The sequence below is a fragment of the Mycobacterium sp. NGS29 genome (assembly GCF_059812965.1).
In genome coordinates this window covers 101,775-121,955 of the sequence record NZ_JCALDR010000007.1, presented here as the reverse complement: position 1 = coordinate 121,955, position 20,181 = coordinate 101,775, and the positions used below count along the sequence as shown (strand labels likewise).

The window sequence follows — 20,181 nt, the reverse complement described above, 5'->3', positions numbered from 1 at the left end:
AACTGACTTAAGTCAACGATCCGCTCCGGTGCAGGGTGCAGTGTCACTGGCCCGACCAGCGCCGCCGCGATACTGTTTGCAGTCGAATTCGGCGGAGGAAACATGACGGCAGGCAACAAGATCTCGGCTCGCGAGACCAAACGACTGCAGACCCGGGAGCGATTGCTGGGTGCTGCGGTTGCGGAGTTCAAGCGTTCCGGGATGGCCGAAGCTGACGTCGCCGCGATCGTGGCGGCCGCCGGAGTTGCACACGGCACATTCTTTTTCCACTTCCCCACCAAAGAACACGTGCTGCTCGAATTGGAACGCCGCGAAGAACAACGCATCGCGAGCCAGCTCGCCCGATTCCTGGTCACCGAACACGATCTTGCCGGTGCTCTCGGTGAGGCGGTTCGACTGGTCGCCGGCCTCGAACGCCGACTGGGCGATGGTCTGTTCAAAGACTTTCTCGCGCTGCATTTCTCACAGACCCGCCCACCGGTCGAGGACGGCAGAGATCATCCGGTGATCATGGCGGTGGCCGGCGAGATCGAGCGGGCGCAGCGGAACGGCAGCGTTGCCGCCGACGTCATCCCGATAAACAGTGCAGTGTTCTTCCTGCTCGGTTTGTACGCACTGCTCATCACGACCAACACCTGGCCCACCCGCGATGCCATGCTCGCCGATTACGTGGCCAGAACGATGCAGAGCATGGCGGCTCGCTGAGTCCACGTGGTTGACCTCAGTCAGTTTCTGCGTTACAACAGGCGAGGTTGAGGGAGGCCACATTGAATCTGCCGACGCTGAACTTTCGCCGCTGGAGCAGCGCGCCGGCCCCCGGCGCCGGGGACGGATTAGCCTTCGACGAGCACATGGAGGAATCCCGACTCGCGCAGCGACAGGCCGACAAGTGGCTGATTTCGGGCTCGCTGTTGATCGGCACCGCCGCGCTCGGCGTCTTCGGCCTCCCACTGTTCCTGCGCGGAGTCTGGTTGCTGCGACGCGCGCAGCGGGCGGGGTTGTCGGTGCGGCCGATGCTCGTCACGCTGCTCGGCTATCTGGTCATCATTGATGCCGCCATCAACACCGTGGGCTGGGCGCTGGACATGGTGGGCAACCACACCCTGCTCGGGCGAGTGTTGCTGGTGGGCTGGGGCAATATGTTCGATGCTGGCTACTTCTGGCATTTCAACGAACTCTGGATCGGCGGCGCGGCAGGTCCCGGGGAGAAAGGCTGGGAAGTCGGCCTGATCTTCACCGTGTTCACCATGCGAATCGCCGCGGGCATCGGCTTCCTGCAGATGAAACGATGGGGACACCAGTGGATGGTGGTCACCTGCTGGATGGGTGCGGTCATCTGGATCGGCTACGTGTTCAACATGACCATGTACGCCGACGTGCGCTTCGGCGGTGTGATATTCCCGGTCGTCGGCTGGTGGCTCTATGACATCTTCTACATCACCCCGTTCCTCGCGATCCCCTACCTGCACACCGTCAACCGCGAGATCTTCTCGGACTAGCTCGATGACCGAGGTCATGCAACATCACGTTCGGCTAAGTGCTGAATCACTCATGCATTCAGGTCAATTCATCATCGAAAACGCTGCCGAGCCGGAACGGCGCCGTTGACTTCAGTCAGTAAAGGGTCTACAACAGAACACACCATGACGGCACAGGTCAGAACCTCGGTGCGCGAAACGCAGCGACTGCAGACCCGGCAGCGCCTGCTCGGTGCGGCACTTGCCGAGTTTCAGCGCTGCGGAATGGCCGCTGCCGAGGTCGGCGTGATCACCAGTGCTGCCGGTGTCGCGCACGGCACCTTCTTCTTCCACTTCCCCACCAAAGAGCATGTCTTACTCGAATTGGAAAGCCGCGAAGAGGCGCGGCTCGCCGCTGAACTCACCCGGTTCCTCGGCACGTCGCCCGACCTGACCGCCGTGCTGACCGAGGCGGCGCACCTGGTCGTCGACCTCGAACAACGTTTGGGCGGTCCACTTTTCCGGGACTTCCTGGGCATACACTTCTCGTCCACGCGGCCCAAGCGCGACGAGGAATGGACCGATCACCCGGTGATCGTGTTGCTGGTCAAGCAGATTCAGCAGGCACGTGACCGCGGCGAGATACACGCCGCGGTCGATCCGTTCTACAGCGCGGTGTTCTTCCTGCTCGGCGTCTACGGCGCATTGAGCACCACGTCCGCCGGGACCCGTCGCGACACCATGCTGGCCGAGCTGGTCGCGACGGCAGTCCGAAGTCTCGAGCCTCGACAATAACCAGGGAGATTCGTATGGATATGGTTTGGGAGTTGCTGCGGTACGTCGCCGCCTGGGGCGGAACCGGATTGATCATCTGGTTCTGGTACTGGATGTTTTCCAACATCGGAACGTTCTGATCGCGTGGCCGGGACGGCCGATTCATCGGCGATGGCGATCGAGCGCAGTTGTGCACTGACGGCAGTGGCGCTCAGTGGACAGCGCCGCGACGGTGCCCGCCTACTCACAGGTGCCGGCCGCAGCTTCGGTTTGAGCCCCGCGTTGGACCTCGTGCACGTTCCCTACCCGGGCGTCGGCGACGACTGGACCCGCCGCACCCTGACGTGTGGTGTCGCGTTGCAATGCTCGCCGTCCAAAGAACGCCTCGCCCACTACCGGTTGTCCGACCTGTCGCCCCGCGAACACCGCGCCCTGGCTTTCGTCGAAGCAGGTGTCGCGATGGGCTGGATCGCTGCGCACTGGCCCGGACTGATGCCTGAGCTAAAAAGAGCGTTGTCCGACATTCCGATTCGCGATCCGGACCTGGATGCCGCGACCATGTTCGACCAAGCGATCGACATTGCGCGCGGTAGACAGCCGATCGTCGAGCACCCATTGCTCGGCATGCTGTCGCGCACCCAACTCAGCGCCGGCGGATTAGCCAGCGCAATCAAGCGACTCGGCAGGATGCCGTGGACCAGCACCCAACAGCGTCATCCGCGCCCATATTCGGTGCCGGTGGGCGGCGATGGTGGCGTTCGCAACCCCAACCTGCCACCGCCCAGCCGACCAGAGGATAACGACCTCGACACCAGTCCCGAACGCCGGCAAGGTATCCCGTATCCGGAGTGGAACGCCTGGACAAAGACCTTCCTGGCGAATCATGTTGCAGTGCTGGAGTTTCCCTCCCACCCGCAGGCCGGTCACCCGGCCCCGGTCGCAGAAAACCTTCGAAAGTGGTTCGAGGAGCACACGCATCGCGCGATGACCAACCGGCTCGAGGACGGATCCGATCTCGACGTCGAGCAATACGTGCGGCACTACATTGACATGTTGACCCAGACGGCAAGCGAACCAAGGATTTTCCGGGAACTGTTGCCGCACAGCCGCGACGTCGCCACCGCGCTGTTGCTCGACGGTAGTTCCTCACTGGGCGTGCACGGCGGCCGCATTTTCCGCTTGGAACTCGAATGCGCCGATGCGCTGTCCCGCGCGATGACACTCGCTCGTGAACGCCATGGCATTTTTGTGTTCACCGGAAACACCCGGCACCGCGTCGAAGTGCGCTGTCTCAAAGACTTTCAGGACGGCCACTTCATAGCGCCGGGCAAGCTCGGGCTGATGACCGGTGGTTACACCCGGCTCGGCGCGCCGATTCGACACTTGACCTCGCGGCTGTTGACCCAACCGGCTGAACGCCGTCTGCTCATCGTGATCGGCGACGGACTGATCTCTGACGAAGGATACGAAGGCCGTTACGCGTGGGCCGACGTGGCGCATGCGGTCGAGGAGGCCAACGACGCCGGCGTCTCGGTGTACTACGTGGGCGTCGGCCCAACGCGGGTCGATCCGCTACCCGAGGTGTTCGGATCCCGCCGGTCGCGACGGATCAAACGTGTCGAAGAACTGCCGCGAGTACTCGCGCACGTCCACCGAGAGCTTGTCTCCGCGTGACCGGCGCAGACCTGAGGGGAGAAATGACCACCGACACCTACATCGCCAGCGGCAACGAGGTGGAGTTGTTCGAACAGGCTTACCGCGAACACGTTCCGGTGATGCTGACCGGGCCCACCGGATGCGGCAAGACCCGCTTCGTCGAACACATGGGCGCTCTGCTCCGGCAACCTGTCGTCACCATCAGCTGCCATGACGACCTCACCAGTTCGGACCTGGTCGGCCGCTTCATGGTCACCGGTGGAGATGTGATCTGGAAAGACGGCCCGCTGACCAGAGCAGTCAAGGCCGGCGCCATCTGCTACCTCGACGAGGTGGTCGAGGCCCGACACGACTCACTGGCGATTCTGCACTCCCTGACCGATCACCGTCGCGCTCTCTATCTGGATCGCGCCGACGAAGTCGTCCGGGCGCCCGACTCGTTCATGCTGGTCTGCTCCTACAATCCCGCCTACCGCAGTTCGTTGAAAGAGTTGAAGCCGTCCTTCCGTCAGCGATTCGCGACCCTGCCGATGACATATCTGCCCGCCGTGCAGGAGGCCGAGGTGATTGTGGCGGAATCGGACGTAGAGATCGCGACGGCGCACCGACTTGTCTCCTGCGCCAACGCTATTCGCTCTGCGGACGCCGTATTCCACTTCGAGCCGCCCTCTACCCGGGTGTTGGTCACGGCCGCGAAGCTGATCGCGGCCGGAGCCACCGAGATCAGCGCGGCCGAAGCCTGCATACTCGCACCGCTCAGTACCGACGGTGCCATCAACGACGGTCTGCGCGAAGTCGCAGCAGCGACCTTGAACACCGAACCCTCAGGGACTTTCTAGGAAAGGCGGACGAAATGGTGGATCAACAAGAGCGCAAACGCAAGCGGGCACTCATCGTCTTTCAGATCTTCATCTACGGATACCTGCTGATCATGTTCAGCATTCAGCTGTACATGTCCTTCGCCCGTGGCTGGTGGGACCTGTGACCGCCGTCGTCTCTCCGGGCGACTCGGTCAACCTCTCTGAGCATGACGACGAATCACGACAAGCCCAGCGCCGAGCCGACAAATGGATGATCGTCGGTGCCGGGTTGATGGGATGCTGGGCCCCGGGCCTGATCGGATTCCCCATCTTCATGCGTGGGGTGTGGCTGCAGCGTCAGGCTTTACGTGCCGGGCTGTCGGTTCGCCCCATGATCGTCACGCTGATCGGCTACCTGGTGCTGATCGACGGAATGCTGAACAGCCTGGGATGGGCACTGGACCTCGTCGCCAACCACACCCTGATCAACAGGGTGCTGATGATCGGCTGGGGCAACATGTTCGACGCCGGTTACTTCTGGCACTACAACGAATCCTGGGTGGGCGGCGCATCGGGGCCGGGTGAGAAAGCGTACGTAGCCGGTCTGATCCTGACCGTGTTCTCCATGCGGGTCGCCGCGGCTATCGGATTCCTGCAGATGAAACGGTGGGGCCATCAGTGGATGGTGGTCACATGCTGGATGGGCACCGTCATCTGGTGTGCCTACGTCTTCAACATGACCATGTACGCCGACGTGCGTTATGCCGGTGTGGTTTTCCCGGTGATCGGCTGGTGGCTCTACGACATTTTCTACATCACGCCGTTCCTCGCCATCCCCTACCTACACACCGTCAATCGCGAAATCTTCTCCGACTAGGGCATGAAGGAGCATCCCCATGACGACGAAATCGACTGTCACAGATGACAAAGAACCGGCCGAAGACCTGCCGCCGGGCACCACGCCCTACTACGCGCGCATGCACAAGTGGATCAAGCGGGCGGTGCTGGTGTGCCTGGTGGCCCTGGTGCTCGAGGGCGCATTCACGTTGCCGTTCATGGCCGTCTACTACGGGTATCCCACGCTGAGCCTCACTGAAATCTGCAGCGAGTTGCTCAAAGTCCGCTACTCCGACGACGCCCTGGAATGCAAATACCCCTACCCACCGTTGGGTCCGCCGGAAGGCGCCGAAGGCAAGGACACCGCCCGGGACGTCTGGGGTATCCAGCCCACGCCGAAGTACCACCGTCTGGGCTTTCGTGAACTGGTGCGCATCCATGATGAACGCATCGCGCGCCAGCACGCCGGCGCCAAGTGACCAGGAGGCTGCGCGTCGTCCAATGGACCACCGGCAATGTGGGCAGGAAGTCGGTCCACGCGATCGCCGAGAACTCGTTGTTGGAACTGGTGGGCTGCTACGCGTGGTCGCCGGACAAAGTCGGCCGTGATGTCGGCGGACTGTGCGGGATCGAACCACTGGGAGTGCAGGCCACCGACGACGTCGACGCGCTGCTCGGCCTCAAACCCGACTGCGTGGTCTACAACCCGATGTTCGCCGACGTGGACGAAGTGATCCGCATACTGCGGGCTGGAATCAACGTCGTCACCACGTCGGAATTCATTACCGGACACCAACTCGGCCCTGCCCGGGACCGCATCGTCGATGCCTGCATGCAAGGCGACTCAACCATTTTCGGCAGCGGCATCAATCCCGGGTTCATCCAACTCCTGGCGATCGTCACCGCCGGACTGTCCGACCGGGTGGATCGCATCTGCATCGTCGAATCGTTCGACACGACGATTTACAACTCTCCGGCCACCGAGATTCCGATGGGCTTCGGTCGTCCGATTGATCAGCCGGACCTGCCTGCTCTCACCGAGAAAGGGTCGGGCATCTTCCGCGAGGCCCTGTTGCTGATCGCCGATGCCCTGGGAGTCGATCTCGACGAAATGAGATGCGACGTCGAATATGCCCAAACCACCGAGGATCTGCTGCTGCCCGGAGACTGGACGATCGAAAAAGGTTGCGTCGCAGGCATCAATCTGCGGTGGCGGGGCATCGCCGAAGGCCGCGAGGTAGTCGAGGCCCGCGCCGTGTGGACCAAAGGGCAATCCCTCGAACCGCGTTGGTCGACGAACTTCGGTTATACCGTAACGGTGGAAGGCCGGCCCACGATCAAGACCACACTGAGTTTCGAGCCGCCCCCGGACTTCCACGGGGAGTCGATCGACGACTACATCATGCTCGGTCTCACCATCACAGCCATGCCGCCCATCACCGCGATACCCGCCGTCGTCTGCGCGCCACCCGGCATCGCCACCTACACCGACCTGCCCCTGCTGTTACCGCGGGGAGTCCTGGCACGCAACGGAAGGACGCGCGCACAATGACGGAGAAGTATCGCGTCATCCAATGGATGACCGGGGATGTCGGACAAGTCGGACTGCGGCACTTCGCCGACAATCCGGTCTTCGACCTGGTCGCCGTGTTGGTGCACACACCGGAGAAGGTCGGCAAGGATGCCGGGGACATCATCGGCATCGGACCGACGGGCATCGTCGCGACCGACGACGTCGAGTCCGTCATGGCGACCGAGGCGGACTGCGTGTTCTATACACCGATCATCATGGATGTCGACACCGTTTGCCGGCTGTTGCGATCGGGCAAGAACGTTGTCACCACGAGCGGTTTCTTTCATCCGTCCAAGTACTTTCGGGAGGAAGCGAATAAGATCGAGGCCGCCTGCCGTGACGGTGGCACGAGCTTTCACGGCGGTGGCATCCACCCCGGCTACGCCGGAGACCTACTGCCGCTCACCCTCGCCCGCGTCGCCAGCAGGATCGACAAGATCGAAGTGTACGAGGTCGTCAACGTGCTCACCGACGCACCACTGGACCACATCGACTGGTTGGGTTTCGGTAAGCCCCAGGATGAATTTCTCTCCACCCCAACCATTCTGGGCATGGGTCTGCCGTTCTTCGCCCAATCGATGTACATGATCGCCGATGGGCTGGGCGTCGAAATAGACGACATCACCGCAGATCTGGCCGTCGCCACCGCCACCGAGGACATCCCGCACGAACTCGGCGCCATCGCCAGCGGAACGGTGGCCGCGCAGCATCACACCTGGACGGCACAGGTCGGCGGACAGCCGTTCATCGCTTTCCACGCCATCTACCTCACCAGCGGTCCGACCAGCATCGAGCCAGCCTGGGACTGGGGAAAAACCCGCTACCGCATCGTGATCGAGGGCGATCCAGCAAGTGTCCTGACCCTGGAAGGGCTCGAATCCCCGGACGGGACCACCTCACATCCCGGCTACAACTGGACTGCGATGGGCGCTATCAATGCCATTCCCGACGTCTGTGACGCCGCACCGGGCTGGCTCACTCACTACGATCTCGGTTTGATTCAGCCGCGGGGTCTGGTCCGCTAATGACCGACCCGCCACGGTTGCACCATGTCGTGTTCGCGGTGGCACGGGAGCGGCAAGATGCAGTGGGAAAGCTATTCACCGAACTTGGGTTCACCTTGAACGACATCGATCTGGAGCATCTGGGGCTTCGGGTCCTGCTGGACTGGGATCGGGGCATCGAACTGATCAGCCCCAGCCCCGAATCCGACGCCGAGGTTGCGACTTCGGTGAGTCAGTTCCTGGCCGATCATGGCTCTGACCGGCTGCCGAATCCGAGGTGTTCCGAAACCCCCTCGTGGCGGCCATTTCTCGGCATGAGCGGACCCGCGCGACTGCAACTCGAATTCGATCTACCGGACCGGTGATGGTGAAGATCGGCGTTCAGATTCACCCGCAGAACACGACCATGGCCGCGCTGCGTGCCGGTTGGCAAGGGGTCGACGACCTGGGCGTCGACAGCCTGTGGACCTGGGACCATTTCTTCCCTCCGCTGTACGGCTCGCCCGACGAACCGCACTTCGAGGGCTGGCAGATTCTGGCGGCCATGGCCGTCACCACAGCCAACGTTTCCCAGATCGGCATGTTGGTGACCGGATCCTGCTACCGCAACCCCGACCTGCTGGCACATATGGCCTGCACGCTCGACCATCTCTCCGGTGGGCGAGCGGTGCTGGGCATCGGCTCGGGATGGATGGAGCGCGACGAGACCGAATACGGCTACCCCGTCCGGACTCCAGCCGAGCGCCTCGACGTTCTTGCCGCGGCGCTGCCCCGCATTCGCAACCGCATCGGGCTGCTTCGGCCTGCTCCGATCGGTCGGCTGCCGCTGCTGATCGGCGGCAATGGTGAGCAGCGCACCTTGCGTCTGGTCGCTCAGTACGCCGACATGTGGAACGGTTACGGCGATCCGGCGACCATCCGACGAAAGAACCAGGTCATCGACCGGTGGTGTGGCGAAGTTGGCCGCGACCCGCACCAGATTGAGCGCACCGCGTGGATCGAGCGCGCGGAACCGGGTCTGATGCGATCCCTGGTCGAGGCTGGGGCCGATCACCTGATCCTCGGCCTTCGTGCCCCCTTCGACCTGCGTGAGGTGCAGCGGCTGGCCGGGGGTCGTCAGGCGTTTTAGCGTTCAACAGCTCGGGTATGCCGCCTTTAGCGGCGCACAGCCCCCCGCCCGCATTCGCAAACTCCACCCATGGAGGTGTATCAGCGTGGCCGAAATGATTGTTGAAACTCCGGAAGAAGTTGTTGCCTACCTCAAAGCACAGCACGACCTGATCGAAGATATGTTCGACCAGGTGCTGCTCGCATCAGATCCTGAGGCGCGGGAGAAGCCGTTCATCCAGCTTCGCCAGCTGCTCGCCGTGCACGAAACGGCCGAGGAGATGCTGGTGCATCCGCGGGCCCGCCGCGATCTGGAAGCCGGCGACGCAATGGTGGACGGGCTCCTGCAGGAAGAGCACGATGCGAAGGAACAGCTTTCCAAGATCGAAAGCCTGGACATCACCTCCGATGCGTTCATCGCTGAGCTCACGAAGCTGCGCGACGCCGTGCTGGCACACGCTGAACATGAAGAGATCGAGGAGTTCGCGAAGTTGCAGCGCGACCTCGACACCGACGAGCTGAAACGGATGGGTACCGCCGTCAAGGTCGCCGAGGCTATCGCACCGACCCGGCCACACGCCGGCGTGGAATCAGCGAAGTTGAATTTCGTCGTCGGACCGTTCGCGTCGATGTTGGACCGGGCACGGGATCTGATGCACCAGGCGACAAGTTAGGGGCGTACATGGGTTTGGCTACAGCACGCCATGGCCGAGACGGTTGACCCCGGTCCGTAGGCTGGATCAAGTGAGCGTTGCACCGGGCACGACCATCACACTTGGTAACCGCTTTCTCCGCGACCTGCCCGAGATGGCGGTCCCCTGGCGGGCTCAGGTTGCGGCCGAGCCTCGATTGCTCGTCTTCAACGAACCGCTGGCGGTCGAACTCGGTCTGGACGCTCAGTGGCTCCGTAGCTCCGACGGTCTGCGTTTCCTGGTGGGCAACCTGGTTCCAGACGGCGCCACCCCGGTCGCCCAGGCATATGCGGGACATCAATTCGGCGGCTATGTGCCGCGGCTGGGTGACGGCCGCGCGTTGTTGTTGGGCGAGATAGCCGACGCCGACGGGCGGTTGCGCGACATCCACCTGAAGGGATCCGGCCGCACTCCGTTCGCCCGGGGCGGTGACGGCTTGGCGGCGGTAGGGCCGATGTTGCGTGAATACGTGATCAGCGAGGCGATGCACGCGCTGGGGATATCCACCACCCGATCGCTGGCGGTGCTGGCGACCGGGACCGCCGTGACGCGCGAGACGCTGCTGCCCGGCGCCTTGCTGGTCCGGGTGGCAAGTAGCCACCTGCGCGTGGGCAGCTTCCAATACGCTTCTGCGACAGGAGATATCGGTCTGCTTCGCCGTCTGGCCGATCACGCCATTGCCCGTCACCATCCTGAAGCCGCCCTCGCGGAACAGCCCTACCTCGCGTTGTTCGAGGGTGTGGTGGCGGCCCAGGCGTCGCTGGTGGCCCGGTGGATGCTGGTCGGCTTCATCCACGGCGTGATGAACACCGACAACATGACGATCTCGGGCGAGACCATCGACTACGGGCCATGTGCCTTCATGGAGGCCTACGATCCGGACACTGTGTTCAGTTCGATCGACGCCTGGGGACGCTATGCCTACGGCAACCAGCCGACCATCGCGGCGTGGAACCTCGCCCGCTTCGCCGAGACCCTGCTGCCATTGATCGCCGACGACGTCAACGACGCAATCCCGTTGATAGAGGAAGCTTTTGACGGGTTTCACCAATACCACAGCGCCTGGCTCGCGGGGTTACGCGCCAAGCTGGGTCTGCCTGCCGGTGCCGAACCGACCGAGCCGCTCATCGATGAACTGCTGCCCATGTTGCAGGAGAGTCACGCGGACTTCACCTCTTTCTTCCGCAACCTCGGCGCTGCGGCGGCCGGCGACGCCGAACCGGCGCGTGGCATGTTCGTGGACCCGGCCCAGTTCGATGCCTGGGCGTCACGTTGGCGCCAGCAGGGGCCGGACGTCGACATGATGCAGCGCGTCAACCCGATCTATATCCCGCGCAATCACCTGGTCGAAGAAGCACTCACCGCGGCGACGGCGGGCGACCTCGAACCGTTGAACCGACTACTCGATGCCATCAGCTCCCCCTATACCGAACGACCGGGTCTGGAGCGCTATGCAGCCCCGGCCCCCACGGACTTCGGCGTCTACCGCACCTTCTGCGGCACCTGACTCTCCGCACCTTCAGGACTGGAGATCCAGTGCCGCACCGATCAACGCCAAGTGGCTGAGACCTTGGGGAAGGTTTCCCAGGAAAGAGTTGTCGTCTGAGTCGATCATCTCGGCCAGCACGCCGACATCGTTGGTCAATTCGACCAATTGGTCCATCAATTCGCGCGCTTCGGTGTCGCGACCGACGTAGTGCAGTGCCGACACTGCCCAGAACGAACACGCGACGAATGCACCTTCCTGCTCGTCCCGGCGTGCCCCGCTGTAGCGGTACAGCAGCGGACCGCAACCCAGATCGCGTCGCAGTGCGTCAATGGTCGCCGTCATCCGCGGGCCTCGGTCATAACCGCTGCCGGCGTGCAACAAGATCGAAGCGTCCAGTTTGCCACTGCCCGGATACCATTCGTAGCTGTTCAACTCGTCGGACCAGCATTCGCGTTCTACCCAGGCCCGAATCCGTTCGGCCTCACCGGCCCAGCGATCGGGATCGCCGGGAATCTGTCCCAACTCGGCAAGCCCGACCGCGCACCGCAACGCGTGCCAACAACCCAGTTTGGAGGTGGTGTAATGCTCGAGCTGTTCCAGCTCCCACATCCCGGCGTCGCGGGTGCGCCAGGCGTCGCAGGCCTGGTCGGCAAAGTCCGCCAGTAGGTGGCCGGTCGCGGTGTCCAGCGCGTGACCGGAGTCGACGTACAGGCGCACCGTGTCGAATAAGTCGGCGTAGATGCTCAACTGCAGCTGCCCGTGCGCGCGGTTGCCGGTCAACACCGGTCCGATCCCCCGCCACCCGGGTACCTCGTGGCTGATCACCGGTTCGACCTCCGAACCGTCCAGCCGGTAGCACACCCCGGTGCCGGCACCGTGCTGACGAACCGTGCGCAACAGCCAGCTGATCGCGGCGTGCGTTTCCTCCCGGATGCCGAGCCGGCGCAAGGCGCTCAGCGTGTAGGCGGCATCGCGGACCCACGCGTAGCGGTAGTCCCAGTTCTTACCGCCTGAAAGCCGTTCCGGCAGTGAGGTAGTCGCCGCGGCTGCCACGGCTCCGGTTGGACTGAAGATCAGCAGTTTCAGGAACAGCAGACTGCGGTGCACGGCTTCGCTCCACGCGCCGGCGCATTCGAACTCACCCGACCATTTGCGCCACTGCTCGACGGTGCGGTCCAATCCCCGATCGATATCGTCCACCGGCGACAACATCAGCGGCTCGCCATCGGTCGCTACCAGGCCGATGACCCGCCGGGACGACGGGTCCGCACTGAATGTGCCGGATACCGCCTGATCGGTCAGCTCCACGTTCATGCCCTCGGAGATGGACACCCCGAAGTTCAAGTCCTTGAGGCGCAACACAATTCCATGCGGAGTCTGTCTCGCCCACGGTGACGCGGTGTTGAAACAAGTGCCGGGTGCGACGCGCCAGCGCATCGGCACCTCGCCGTCCAGTCCCTCGATTCGACGCACCAACTCGGTCCACGGCAACCGTCCGTCGAGTCCGACGTTGAGTGCGTCGGTGACGCGAACCCGTCCGGAGTCGGTGACGAAAGTGGTTTCCAGCACATTGGTGTGCGGGACATATCGGCGCTGCGCGGTGAACGGTATTGCCGGTGCCAACTCCAGGCGCCCACCGTTGGCAGCATCGAGCACCGCCGCGAAGACGGGCACCGAATCCAGGTTCGGTATCGGAAACCAGTCGATGGCACCGTCTTCGGCGACCAACGCCACGGTCCGCCCGTCGCCCAGCGGCGCATAACTGCGCAGCGGCACGAAACCCTTGTCGCGGTATGGGGATTCGGTCGGCGTCGAAGTACGGGGATCGAGCTCCGGTGGCGGCACGCCATCGCGTTCCCCGATCCACCGCCGATAAACACCTGTGGGCTGGGCCCAGCCGCTGACTCTGCGCCTGGGGCGTAGATGTGCGAGTACGCCCCACCCCCACCGCAGAGTGACTAGGTGGCGCTTCAGCGGGTAACCGCCCCTCATGCCTACCATCGGATATTTCTTGTCCTGCGAACAATTCGGACCGGCAGAGCTGATCGACCAGGCCAAGCGGGCGGAAGCTGCCGGGTTCGACGCACTGTGGATTTCAGATCATTTCCACCCCTGGAATGACGAGCAGGGACAGAGCCCGTTCGTCTGGGGCGTCATCGGAGCCTTGTCGCAGGTGACGTCGCTGCCGGTCAGCACCGCGGTGACCTGTCCTACGATCCGCATCCACCCGGCCATCGTCGCCCAGGCCGCCGCGACGGCCGCGGTGCAACTGGACGGCCGCTTCGTCCTGGGTGTCGGCAGCGGGGAGGCCCTCAACGAGCATGTGCTGGGCGATCGCTGGCCGTCGGTCGGGCAGCGCCTGGAGATGCTCGAGGAGGCCATCGACGTCATCCGGTTGCTGCACAAGGGCGACGAGATCAGCCACCACGGCAAGCACTACGAGGTGCAGGAAGCTCGCATTTACACTCTCCCGGACAAGCCGGTGCCCATCTACGTCTCCGGGTTCGGTCCGCAGGCGGCCAAGTTCGCCGGCCGGGTAGGCGACGGGTACGTCCTGGCGATGCCTTCGGCGGAACTGGTTGACACGTTCCGCAAGGCCGGGGGTGGAGACAAGCCGGTGCAAGCCGGGACCAAGGTCAGCTGGGACAAAGATGCCGACAACGCCCTGAAGACGGCCCACCGACTATGGGCCAACGAGGCGTTACCGGGTCAGGCTGCCCAAATCCTGCCGAGGCCCAGGGATTTCGCCGATCTCATGTCACTCGTACCGCCCGACCAGGTCGCGGAGAGCGTCGCCTGCGGGCCCGACCCCGACAAACACGCCCAGCAGGTCCGCGAGTACTTCGAGGCCGGGATCGACGAGGTCTACGTGCAACAGATCGGGCCGGACATGGCGGGCTTCTTCTCGGCGTGGGAGCGCGACGTCTTGCCCCAACTCCGGAAGTAAACGCCGCCGGGCTACCGGACCCGCCATTGCCAACGAGCAAGATGGTCGACATGACCGCCGTATACCGAGCGCCGATGCGCTCCCGCAGCGACGAGATCGACCCGCAAGCGACTCTCGAGCGGGCTCGCCGCTTGGGCGTGTGTGGCTTCGGTCAACAGGTGCACGACTCCGGCGAGGGCGAACGTCTGGACCGCCGCGTCGCGCGGTTTGCCGAGGTGCCGGACGGTTCGTTCGTGTGGACCCGCGACACCGACGGCCTGTATTGGCTGGGAAGAATCCGCGGGGCATATTTCTTCGACGCCGACGACGGGGCCACCGAGGTCGATCTGGTGCATGTGCGGCCGTGCGACTGGTCAGCCGAACCCGTGTTGGAGCACGATGTGCCTACCGCGGTGGCGGAGACCTTCCGCCGTGGCGGGCGGAATTTTCAGCAGACCCACGATCCATCGGTAGGGATTGCGACACAGCGCATTTGGGACCGCGAAACCAATTGAGACGTTATCGGTCAGCATTCTTTGCGACCAAGACTTCGCCTTCGAGCCCGTCGGGGTCACGAAAGAAAAGACTGCGCACGGCACCGAAGTCGTTGACTGCACCATCACTGGCGCCGCGCTCGACAAGCCGCTGCCGGATCACCTCGAAACTTTCCGGCGTGGCCGCCTGCAAGCCGAAGTGGTCGAGCCGTCCGCGACCCCACATCGGCGTCTGCCGGTCTGGCTCCCGATTGCCCTCGATGGTGACCACATTGAGTTCGGTGTGCGGGCCGATGCGGATCATCGTCATGGTCTCATCGCCCTTTTCACCGTGCGGCTCGGTGGGCCCGACCTCCGCTTCGAACACGCCGGTGTAGAAATCGCGCAACCGGTCGATGTCGCCGGAGATCAGCGCGATGTGATTGATCCCGTCGAGTAACACCGGCCACCCCTTACGCTTTCGATTCCGAGCGCCGAACCCGGCGCAGCAGGTGCACCACGGCAACCACCAGCCCGCCCACCACCGCACCGATCACCGCCGAGGCTGCGGTATTGAACAACCAAGCCAGCACACCGCCCACCGAGTCGACCGCGTGATGTATGCCTTCCTCCGCGCGGTGCACCAGACTGTACGGGGTCTGCCAGCCGAGGTGACTGCTGTGCACCAACAGGATGTGGCCGCCCACCCAGAGCATCGCCGCAGTCCCGACGACGGAGAGTGCCGAGAGCAGTCTGGGCATCCCGGCGACCAGGCCGCGACCCAACGCCCTGCCCGCTCGGGACGACGTCGCAGCGAGCCGTAGGCCGACGTCGTCCATCTTCACGATGCCCGCGACGACCCCGTAGACGGCGACCGTAATGACGAAGGCGACGATGACCAGGATGATGAACCGCGGCAGGAATGCGAGTTCAGCCACTTCGTTGAGTGCGATCACCATGATCTCCGCCGACAGGATGAAGTCGGTCCGGATCGCACCGGCCACCATGTGAGCCTCGCTCTCCGGCAGCTCGGCTTCGCCGTGGTGACCGTGCAGACTGCTCCAAACCTTTTCGGCGCCTTCGAAACACAGGTACGTCGCACCGAGCATCAGGATCGGGCTGAGCAACCACGGCGCGAACTGACTGAGCAGCAGCGCACCGGGCAGGATGAACAACAGTTTGTTGCGCAGCGACCCCAGCGCGATGCGCTTGATGATCGGCAGTTCCCGCTCGGCCGAGATTCCCTCGACGTACTGGGGCGTCACCGCCGTGTCGTCGATGACGACGCCGGCAGCTTTTGCCGTCGCGCGTCCGGCGGCTCCGCTGATGTCGTCGAGCGATGCCGCGGTGAGCTTGGCGAACATGGCCACGTCATCCAGAAGGGCGAACAGACCTGCACTCATCGCGTCTGCTCCATGGCGCGCAAGAGTACTCGCGTGAACCTCGCGTGGCTCATCAGGCAGGTCGGCTGCCGATCTCCAGACCAGCCAGTTCCGAGGTCCCGTCGAAAATGGTCCGGCCCCACTCCCGGACGGTGAGGCGCAGGGTGCCGGCCAGGTACTCGTAGTCGGTGTCGATATTGCGGCGTTCGCCGGGCAGCGGCACCGGCAGCACGTGCGGGCCGTCGCCGACGCCACGGCCGTCCAGCTCGATGTGGAACCGCGGAGTCCGCGCCTCGATCTGCCAACGCAGGTCATTGCCGGTGTAGGACACCAGCGCCGGTGGGGTGATACGCAGCACCCGATTGCCAAGTCGCACAACGACTCCGGTGACATCTCGCCTGAACGGGCCCAACTCCAGCAGGCCACCGGAGAATGCCACGCACACGTCGGCGTCGCCGAAGTCGTGGGCCTGACCCCACCACCAGCGCAACGGGAATCCCGCTCCCCAGTTGCGTTCGCAGTACAGCGTGGCGTTGGTAAAGGTCCACTGCTCGTCGCCGCTTGTCACAGTTCCCGACGCTTTGCCGCCCAGCCGGTAGGGATGCCAATACTGGTTCAGGAACGGGACGGACGAGAACACCCCACCGCCGCCGAACGGCTTGGGCCAGCGGAATTCGTCGTCGAATTTCAAGTCGACTTCGCTGTCGCCGATGACCATCCGGAGCCGTTCGCGGCTCGCGTCGATCACATCCTCACCGCTCTCGGCCTTGACCGAGAACTCGGTCCGGTCGGCGCGCACCCCGTCGATCGCGGCCGAGCGCACCACCCCACCTGGGTGCAGCGCGATCGCCGCCGTCGACCATTCGCCTTCGGGATGCCGATTCTCGCTGCACAGCGCGACCACCACCCGGCCGGTGTCCGGCTCGGAGATCCGCCAGAACCAGCCCTCCATCTCAGTGCCGTGCGAGGGCAGCGGATCCCCGAAAGGCACGTCGGCGCCGGTGCGTCGATAGAGCGATACGAACTGACGGCCGGTGTTCAAGACAGATTCGACGACGTCCATCCATGTTTCGTACCCACCGTCTACCGGGATGAACCGGCCCCCCTAGCCGGATTGCTCACACTCGCGCGGACTGGCCCAGATACGCGACGATGGCGTTGGTGAGTCCGCGGCGCGCTTCGTCGAGATCGGCGTAGCTGCCGAGCTGTCGTTCCGACGCAAGGCCCCGCATCGCGCCGGGGATCATGGTTGCAATCTCCCGCACCCGCTGCGCGTCGACCTGCAGATCGGCGAAGGCGTTTTGGCAGACGGCGTGCCAGCTCTGACCCCACGAGCGCAGTTCGGCTGCGGTGCGCGGATAGAGCCGATCAAGCTCGGCGGGTTCCCGCGGCAGCGCCGCACGCAGGTTCTCGATTGCCCGGGAGTCGGGTGCGGTCAGTCCGTCGTACAGCGTGTCGATGATCTCCGTTACCCGCGCCTGCAACGACGCTCCGGTGTCGGGGTTGGCGAACAGGTTGGCGCGGCGTTGCGCGGTGTGGTGCAGCACGGCGGCCCAGAACCCGTCCGCGTCGCCGAATTGATACTGCACGGTGCCCCAGGTCACGCCGATTTGTTTGGCGATGCGATTGGCCGAAACCGCTCCCGGATCGCCGGACGCCAGAGCGGTGACCGCGGCGTGCAACATGGCCTCGCGGGTGGCCAGGCCACGCTTGTTGGATCGGCGACCCGCACTGTCCGCCACCGCCATGAGGCGCATCCTAACCCGGGCCTCTTGGTTTCGTTGACTGCTTTATGAATCTTCCATAGAGTATTCGACCATCGGATCGAGAGGACCGCGAGCATGGCCAAGCCGCCATTGTCGATGAAACCAACCGGATGGTTTCAGGTTGCGTGGTCAGACGAGATCGGCGTCGGCGATGTCCACACGATGAAGTATTTCGGTCAGGAGCTGATCGCCTGGCGCGCCGACTCGGGCGGGCTCACCGTGATGAACGCCTACTGCGAACACCTCGGCGCTCATCTGGGTTACGGCGGGAAAGTCGTGGGCGAAGTGCTGCAGTGCCCTTTTCACGGTTGGCAGTGGAGCCACGAAGGCCGCAACGTCTGCATCCCGTATCAGGACCGCCCCAACCGGGGCCGTCGGATCCAGACATATCCCGTAGTCGAACGGAATGAGTCCGTCTACATCTGGCACGACATCGAAGGCCGCGCACCGTATTTCGATGCGCCCGACGTCTTCGCCAGCTTCGCCGACGGCAGCGATCCCGACGACTACTACCCGCAGCAACGGCTGTTCCGCCAAGACCTAGAACTGCATCCGCAATACGTGCTCGAGAACGGCGTCGACTTCGCGCACTTCAAGTTTGTGCACAACACACCCATCGTGCCGATCTTCACCCGGCACGACTTCGACGACCCGGTGTCCTACGTCGACTTCACCATCACCTTCGAAGGTGACGACCAGCAGAGCATCGACGACGTCAAGAGCGGCGTGGAAGCCATCAACGGCGGACTGGGCATCGCGGTCACCAAGAGTTGGGGAATGATCGACAACCGCACCATCTCGGCCGTCACGCCGGTCGACGAGCGCACCTCCGACGTCCGGTTCATGGTCTATATCGGACGGGTTCCCGGTCGTGAAGGTCTGGCGGCCGAACGTGCGGAGCGCAAAGCGCTCGGGTTCGGCGAGGAAGTCATCCGGCAATTCACCCAGGACGTGCACATCTGGGCGCACCAACGCTATTCCGATCCGCCGGCGCTCGCAACGGCGGAGTACGAGGGGTTCACCGCAATTCGCAAGTGGGCCACCCAGTTCTATCCCGATGGCCGGGGCGGCAGTGCCAGCGAGCTGGCCCGGTCGACCGCGCGGGCGAAACCCGATTCTCGAGAGGTGCGGCTGTGAGCATCAAAGTCTTTCAAGTGGCAACCGGCAATGTCGGAAGCGAGATGATCAAGCGCATCGCCACTCAGCCCGACCTGGAACTGGTTGGCGTGCACTGCTATTCCTCCGACAAGATCGGTAAGGACGTCGGCGAACTCGTCGGACTGCCGGCCAACGGCGTCACCGCGACCGGCAGCGTCGACGAGATCATCGCCGCCAAGCCCGACGTGCTGACCTTCCACGGTGTGTTCCCCGACGAGGACCTCTACGTCAAAGTCCTTGAAGCTGGGATCAATATCGTCACCACCGCCGACTGGATCACCGGCTGGCACCGCGACCGCAACCACCCGCACCCGTCCGGAAAGCCCGTCACCCAGTTGCTCGCCGAAGCCTGTGACAAAGGCGGCACGACGTTCTACGGCACCGGGATGAACCCAGGGGTCAACCAGATCCTGGGCGTGGTGTGTTCGGCCGACGTCGCGGAAATCGAGAACGTGACCACCATCGAATCCGTCGACGTGTCCTGCCACCACTCCAAGGACACCTGGATTGAGGTCGGTTATGGCCTGCCGGTGGATGATCCGTCGATTCCGTCGAAGTTGGAAAAGTACACCCGAGTGTTCGCCGACAGCGTGCTGATGATGGCCGACTGCTTCGACATCGAACTCGACGAGGTGAAGTTCAGCTACGAGCTCGGCGCCTGCACCAAGGACGTCGACCTCGGCTGGTACACGTTGCCGAAGGGTTCGCTGGGCGGCAACTACATCAAATATCAGGGCATGGTGGATGGCATCCCGAGGGTGGAGACGCACCTGGAGTGGCAGATGACCCCGCACACCGATCCCAGCTGGGACATCAAGGGCTGCTACATCACTCAGATCAAGGGCGACCCGTGCATCTATAACAAGCACATGATTTTCCCCAAGCCCGGCATCGACCTGTCCAACCCCGACAACTTCGCCTCCATCGGCATGACGGTCACCGGACTGCCGGCACTGAATTCCATCAAGTCGGTGGTCGCCGCTCCCCCGGGTCTTGTCACCAGCGCCGACCTGCCGCTTCGGGCATTCGCCGGCCGCTTCAAGATCTAGCGAAACACGTTGCGCTATCGCGTCGTCGGGTGGGGCAC

At 63.7% G+C, this 20,181-nt stretch carries 23 protein-coding genes; 18 read left to right on the top strand and 5 right to left on the bottom strand.

The annotated features are described in order from the left end of the window. The first annotated feature begins 102 nt into the window (after positions 1-102). The 14 genes from AC5Y5Z_RS12395 (at position 103) to AC5Y5Z_RS12330 (ending at position 11,407) form a co-directional block, all read left to right on the top strand. Positions 103-705 (top strand): TetR family transcriptional regulator, encoded by a 603-nt coding sequence (locus AC5Y5Z_RS12395; RefSeq protein WP_473139068.1) that lies wholly within the window; start codon positions 103-105, stop codon positions 703-705. Between the two features lie 146 nt (positions 706-851). Beyond that, positions 852-1,499 (top strand): hypothetical protein, encoded by a 648-nt coding sequence (locus AC5Y5Z_RS12390; RefSeq protein WP_473139271.1) that lies wholly within the window; start codon positions 852-854, stop codon positions 1,497-1,499. Positions 1,500-1,643: 144 nt separating this feature from the next. After that, positions 1,644-2,252 carry a TetR family transcriptional regulator gene (locus AC5Y5Z_RS12385; RefSeq protein WP_473139069.1) on the top strand — a complete coding sequence of 203 codons (609 nt, stop codon included), beginning with the start codon at positions 1,644-1,646 and terminating at the stop codon, positions 2,250-2,252. Positions 2,253-2,402: 150 nt separating this feature from the next. After that, positions 2,403-3,905, top strand: coding sequence for a nitric oxide reductase activation protein NorD (locus AC5Y5Z_RS12380; protein ID WP_499925465.1), 1,503 nt, complete (start codon positions 2,403-2,405; stop codon positions 3,903-3,905). A gap of 23 nt (positions 3,906-3,928) precedes the next feature. Beyond that, positions 3,929-4,726: a CbbQ/NirQ/NorQ/GpvN family protein gene (locus AC5Y5Z_RS12375; protein ID WP_463827706.1), complete on the top strand. Its 798-nt coding sequence runs from the start codon at positions 3,929-3,931 to the stop codon at positions 4,724-4,726. 14 nt (positions 4,727-4,740) lie between these two features. Beyond that, positions 4,741-4,872 carry a hypothetical protein gene (locus tag AC5Y5Z_RS12370; RefSeq protein ID WP_463827705.1) on the top strand — a complete coding sequence of 44 codons (132 nt, stop codon included), beginning with the start codon at positions 4,741-4,743 and terminating at the stop codon, positions 4,870-4,872. Positions 4,873-4,958: 86 nt separating this feature from the next. Next, a complete protein-coding gene (locus AC5Y5Z_RS12365) occupies positions 4,959-5,564 on the top strand; it encodes a hypothetical protein (RefSeq protein WP_463827795.1) in 606 nt (201 codons plus the stop codon). 19 nt (positions 5,565-5,583) lie between these two features. Then, positions 5,584-6,003: a hypothetical protein gene (locus tag AC5Y5Z_RS12360; protein ID WP_473139071.1), complete on the top strand. Its 420-nt coding sequence runs from the start codon at positions 5,584-5,586 to the stop codon at positions 6,001-6,003. Then, positions 6,000-7,076 carry an NAD(P)H-dependent amine dehydrogenase family protein gene (locus AC5Y5Z_RS12355; RefSeq protein ID WP_499925356.1) on the top strand — a complete coding sequence of 359 codons (1,077 nt, stop codon included), beginning with the start codon at positions 6,000-6,002 and terminating at the stop codon, positions 7,074-7,076. Before AC5Y5Z_RS12360 ends, AC5Y5Z_RS12355 begins: the two co-directional genes overlap by 4 nt. Next, positions 7,073-8,122, top strand: coding sequence for an NAD(P)H-dependent amine dehydrogenase family protein (locus tag AC5Y5Z_RS12350; RefSeq protein WP_499925355.1), 1,050 nt, complete (start codon positions 7,073-7,075; stop codon positions 8,120-8,122). The genes AC5Y5Z_RS12355 and AC5Y5Z_RS12350 overlap by 4 nt, the downstream gene beginning before the upstream one ends. Beyond that, positions 8,122-8,466, top strand: a complete 345-nt coding sequence (locus AC5Y5Z_RS12345; RefSeq protein WP_499925353.1) for a hypothetical protein — start codon at positions 8,122-8,124, stop codon at positions 8,464-8,466. The genes AC5Y5Z_RS12350 and AC5Y5Z_RS12345 overlap by 1 nt, the downstream gene beginning before the upstream one ends. Continuing rightward, positions 8,466-9,230 (top strand): LLM class F420-dependent oxidoreductase, encoded by a 765-nt coding sequence (locus AC5Y5Z_RS12340; protein ID WP_499925352.1) that lies wholly within the window; start codon positions 8,466-8,468, stop codon positions 9,228-9,230. The genes AC5Y5Z_RS12345 and AC5Y5Z_RS12340 overlap by 1 nt, the downstream gene beginning before the upstream one ends. Positions 9,231-9,315: 85 nt before the next feature. Then, positions 9,316-9,882, top strand: coding sequence for a hemerythrin domain-containing protein (locus AC5Y5Z_RS12335; RefSeq protein ID WP_499925350.1), 567 nt, complete (start codon positions 9,316-9,318; stop codon positions 9,880-9,882). 70 nt (positions 9,883-9,952) lie between these two features. Further along, positions 9,953-11,407: a protein adenylyltransferase SelO gene (locus tag AC5Y5Z_RS12330; RefSeq protein ID WP_499925349.1), complete on the top strand. Its 1,455-nt coding sequence runs from the start codon at positions 9,953-9,955 to the stop codon at positions 11,405-11,407. A gap of 12 nt (positions 11,408-11,419) precedes the next feature. On the opposite strand, the gene AC5Y5Z_RS12325 is transcribed toward AC5Y5Z_RS12330, so the two are convergent. Continuing rightward, positions 11,420-13,234, bottom strand: coding sequence for a glycoside hydrolase family 15 protein (locus tag AC5Y5Z_RS12325; RefSeq protein ID WP_463827697.1), 1,815 nt, complete (start codon positions 13,232-13,234; stop codon positions 11,420-11,422). Between the two features lie 145 nt (positions 13,235-13,379). Between AC5Y5Z_RS12325 and AC5Y5Z_RS12320 the strand changes: the two genes are divergently transcribed. Further along, positions 13,380-14,336 (top strand): LLM class F420-dependent oxidoreductase, encoded by a 957-nt coding sequence (locus AC5Y5Z_RS12320; RefSeq protein WP_473139077.1) that lies wholly within the window; start codon positions 13,380-13,382, stop codon positions 14,334-14,336. A gap of 50 nt (positions 14,337-14,386) precedes the next feature. Further along, positions 14,387-14,830: a GAF domain-containing protein gene (locus tag AC5Y5Z_RS12315; protein WP_499925348.1), complete on the top strand. Its 444-nt coding sequence runs from the start codon at positions 14,387-14,389 to the stop codon at positions 14,828-14,830. Positions 14,831-14,834: 4 nt separating this feature from the next. Here AC5Y5Z_RS12315 and AC5Y5Z_RS12310 read toward each other — a convergent pair whose 3' ends face one another. Genes AC5Y5Z_RS12310 through AC5Y5Z_RS12295 form a run of 4 tightly spaced genes read right to left on the bottom strand, consistent with a single transcriptional unit; the run spans position 14,835 to position 17,918 of the window. Beyond that, positions 14,835-15,251, bottom strand: coding sequence for a VOC family protein (locus AC5Y5Z_RS12310; protein ID WP_463827694.1), 417 nt, complete (start codon positions 15,249-15,251; stop codon positions 14,835-14,837). Between the two features lie 10 nt (positions 15,252-15,261). Continuing rightward, a complete protein-coding gene (locus AC5Y5Z_RS12305; RefSeq protein ID WP_499925346.1) occupies positions 15,262-16,191 on the bottom strand; it encodes a DUF808 domain-containing protein in 930 nt (309 codons plus the stop codon). A 52-nt stretch (positions 16,192-16,243) separates the two neighbouring features. After that, positions 16,244-17,233 (bottom strand): tocopherol cyclase family protein, encoded by a 990-nt coding sequence (locus AC5Y5Z_RS12300; protein ID WP_499925345.1) that lies wholly within the window; start codon positions 17,231-17,233, stop codon positions 16,244-16,246. Between the two features lie 55 nt (positions 17,234-17,288). Further along, positions 17,289-17,918 (bottom strand): TetR/AcrR family transcriptional regulator, encoded by a 630-nt coding sequence (locus AC5Y5Z_RS12295; protein ID WP_499925344.1) that lies wholly within the window; start codon positions 17,916-17,918, stop codon positions 17,289-17,291. Positions 17,919-18,011: 93 nt separating this feature from the next. Between AC5Y5Z_RS12295 and AC5Y5Z_RS12290 the strand changes: the two genes are divergently transcribed. Next, positions 18,012-19,073, top strand: coding sequence for a Rieske 2Fe-2S domain-containing protein (locus tag AC5Y5Z_RS12290; RefSeq protein WP_463827691.1), 1,062 nt, complete (start codon positions 18,012-18,014; stop codon positions 19,071-19,073). After that, on the top strand, positions 19,070-20,143 hold the full coding sequence (locus tag AC5Y5Z_RS12285) for an NAD(P)H-dependent amine dehydrogenase family protein (RefSeq protein WP_463827690.1): 1,074 nt from the start codon (positions 19,070-19,072) through the stop codon (positions 20,141-20,143). The genes AC5Y5Z_RS12290 and AC5Y5Z_RS12285 overlap by 4 nt, the downstream gene beginning before the upstream one ends. Positions 20,144-20,181: the final 38 nt, after the last annotated feature.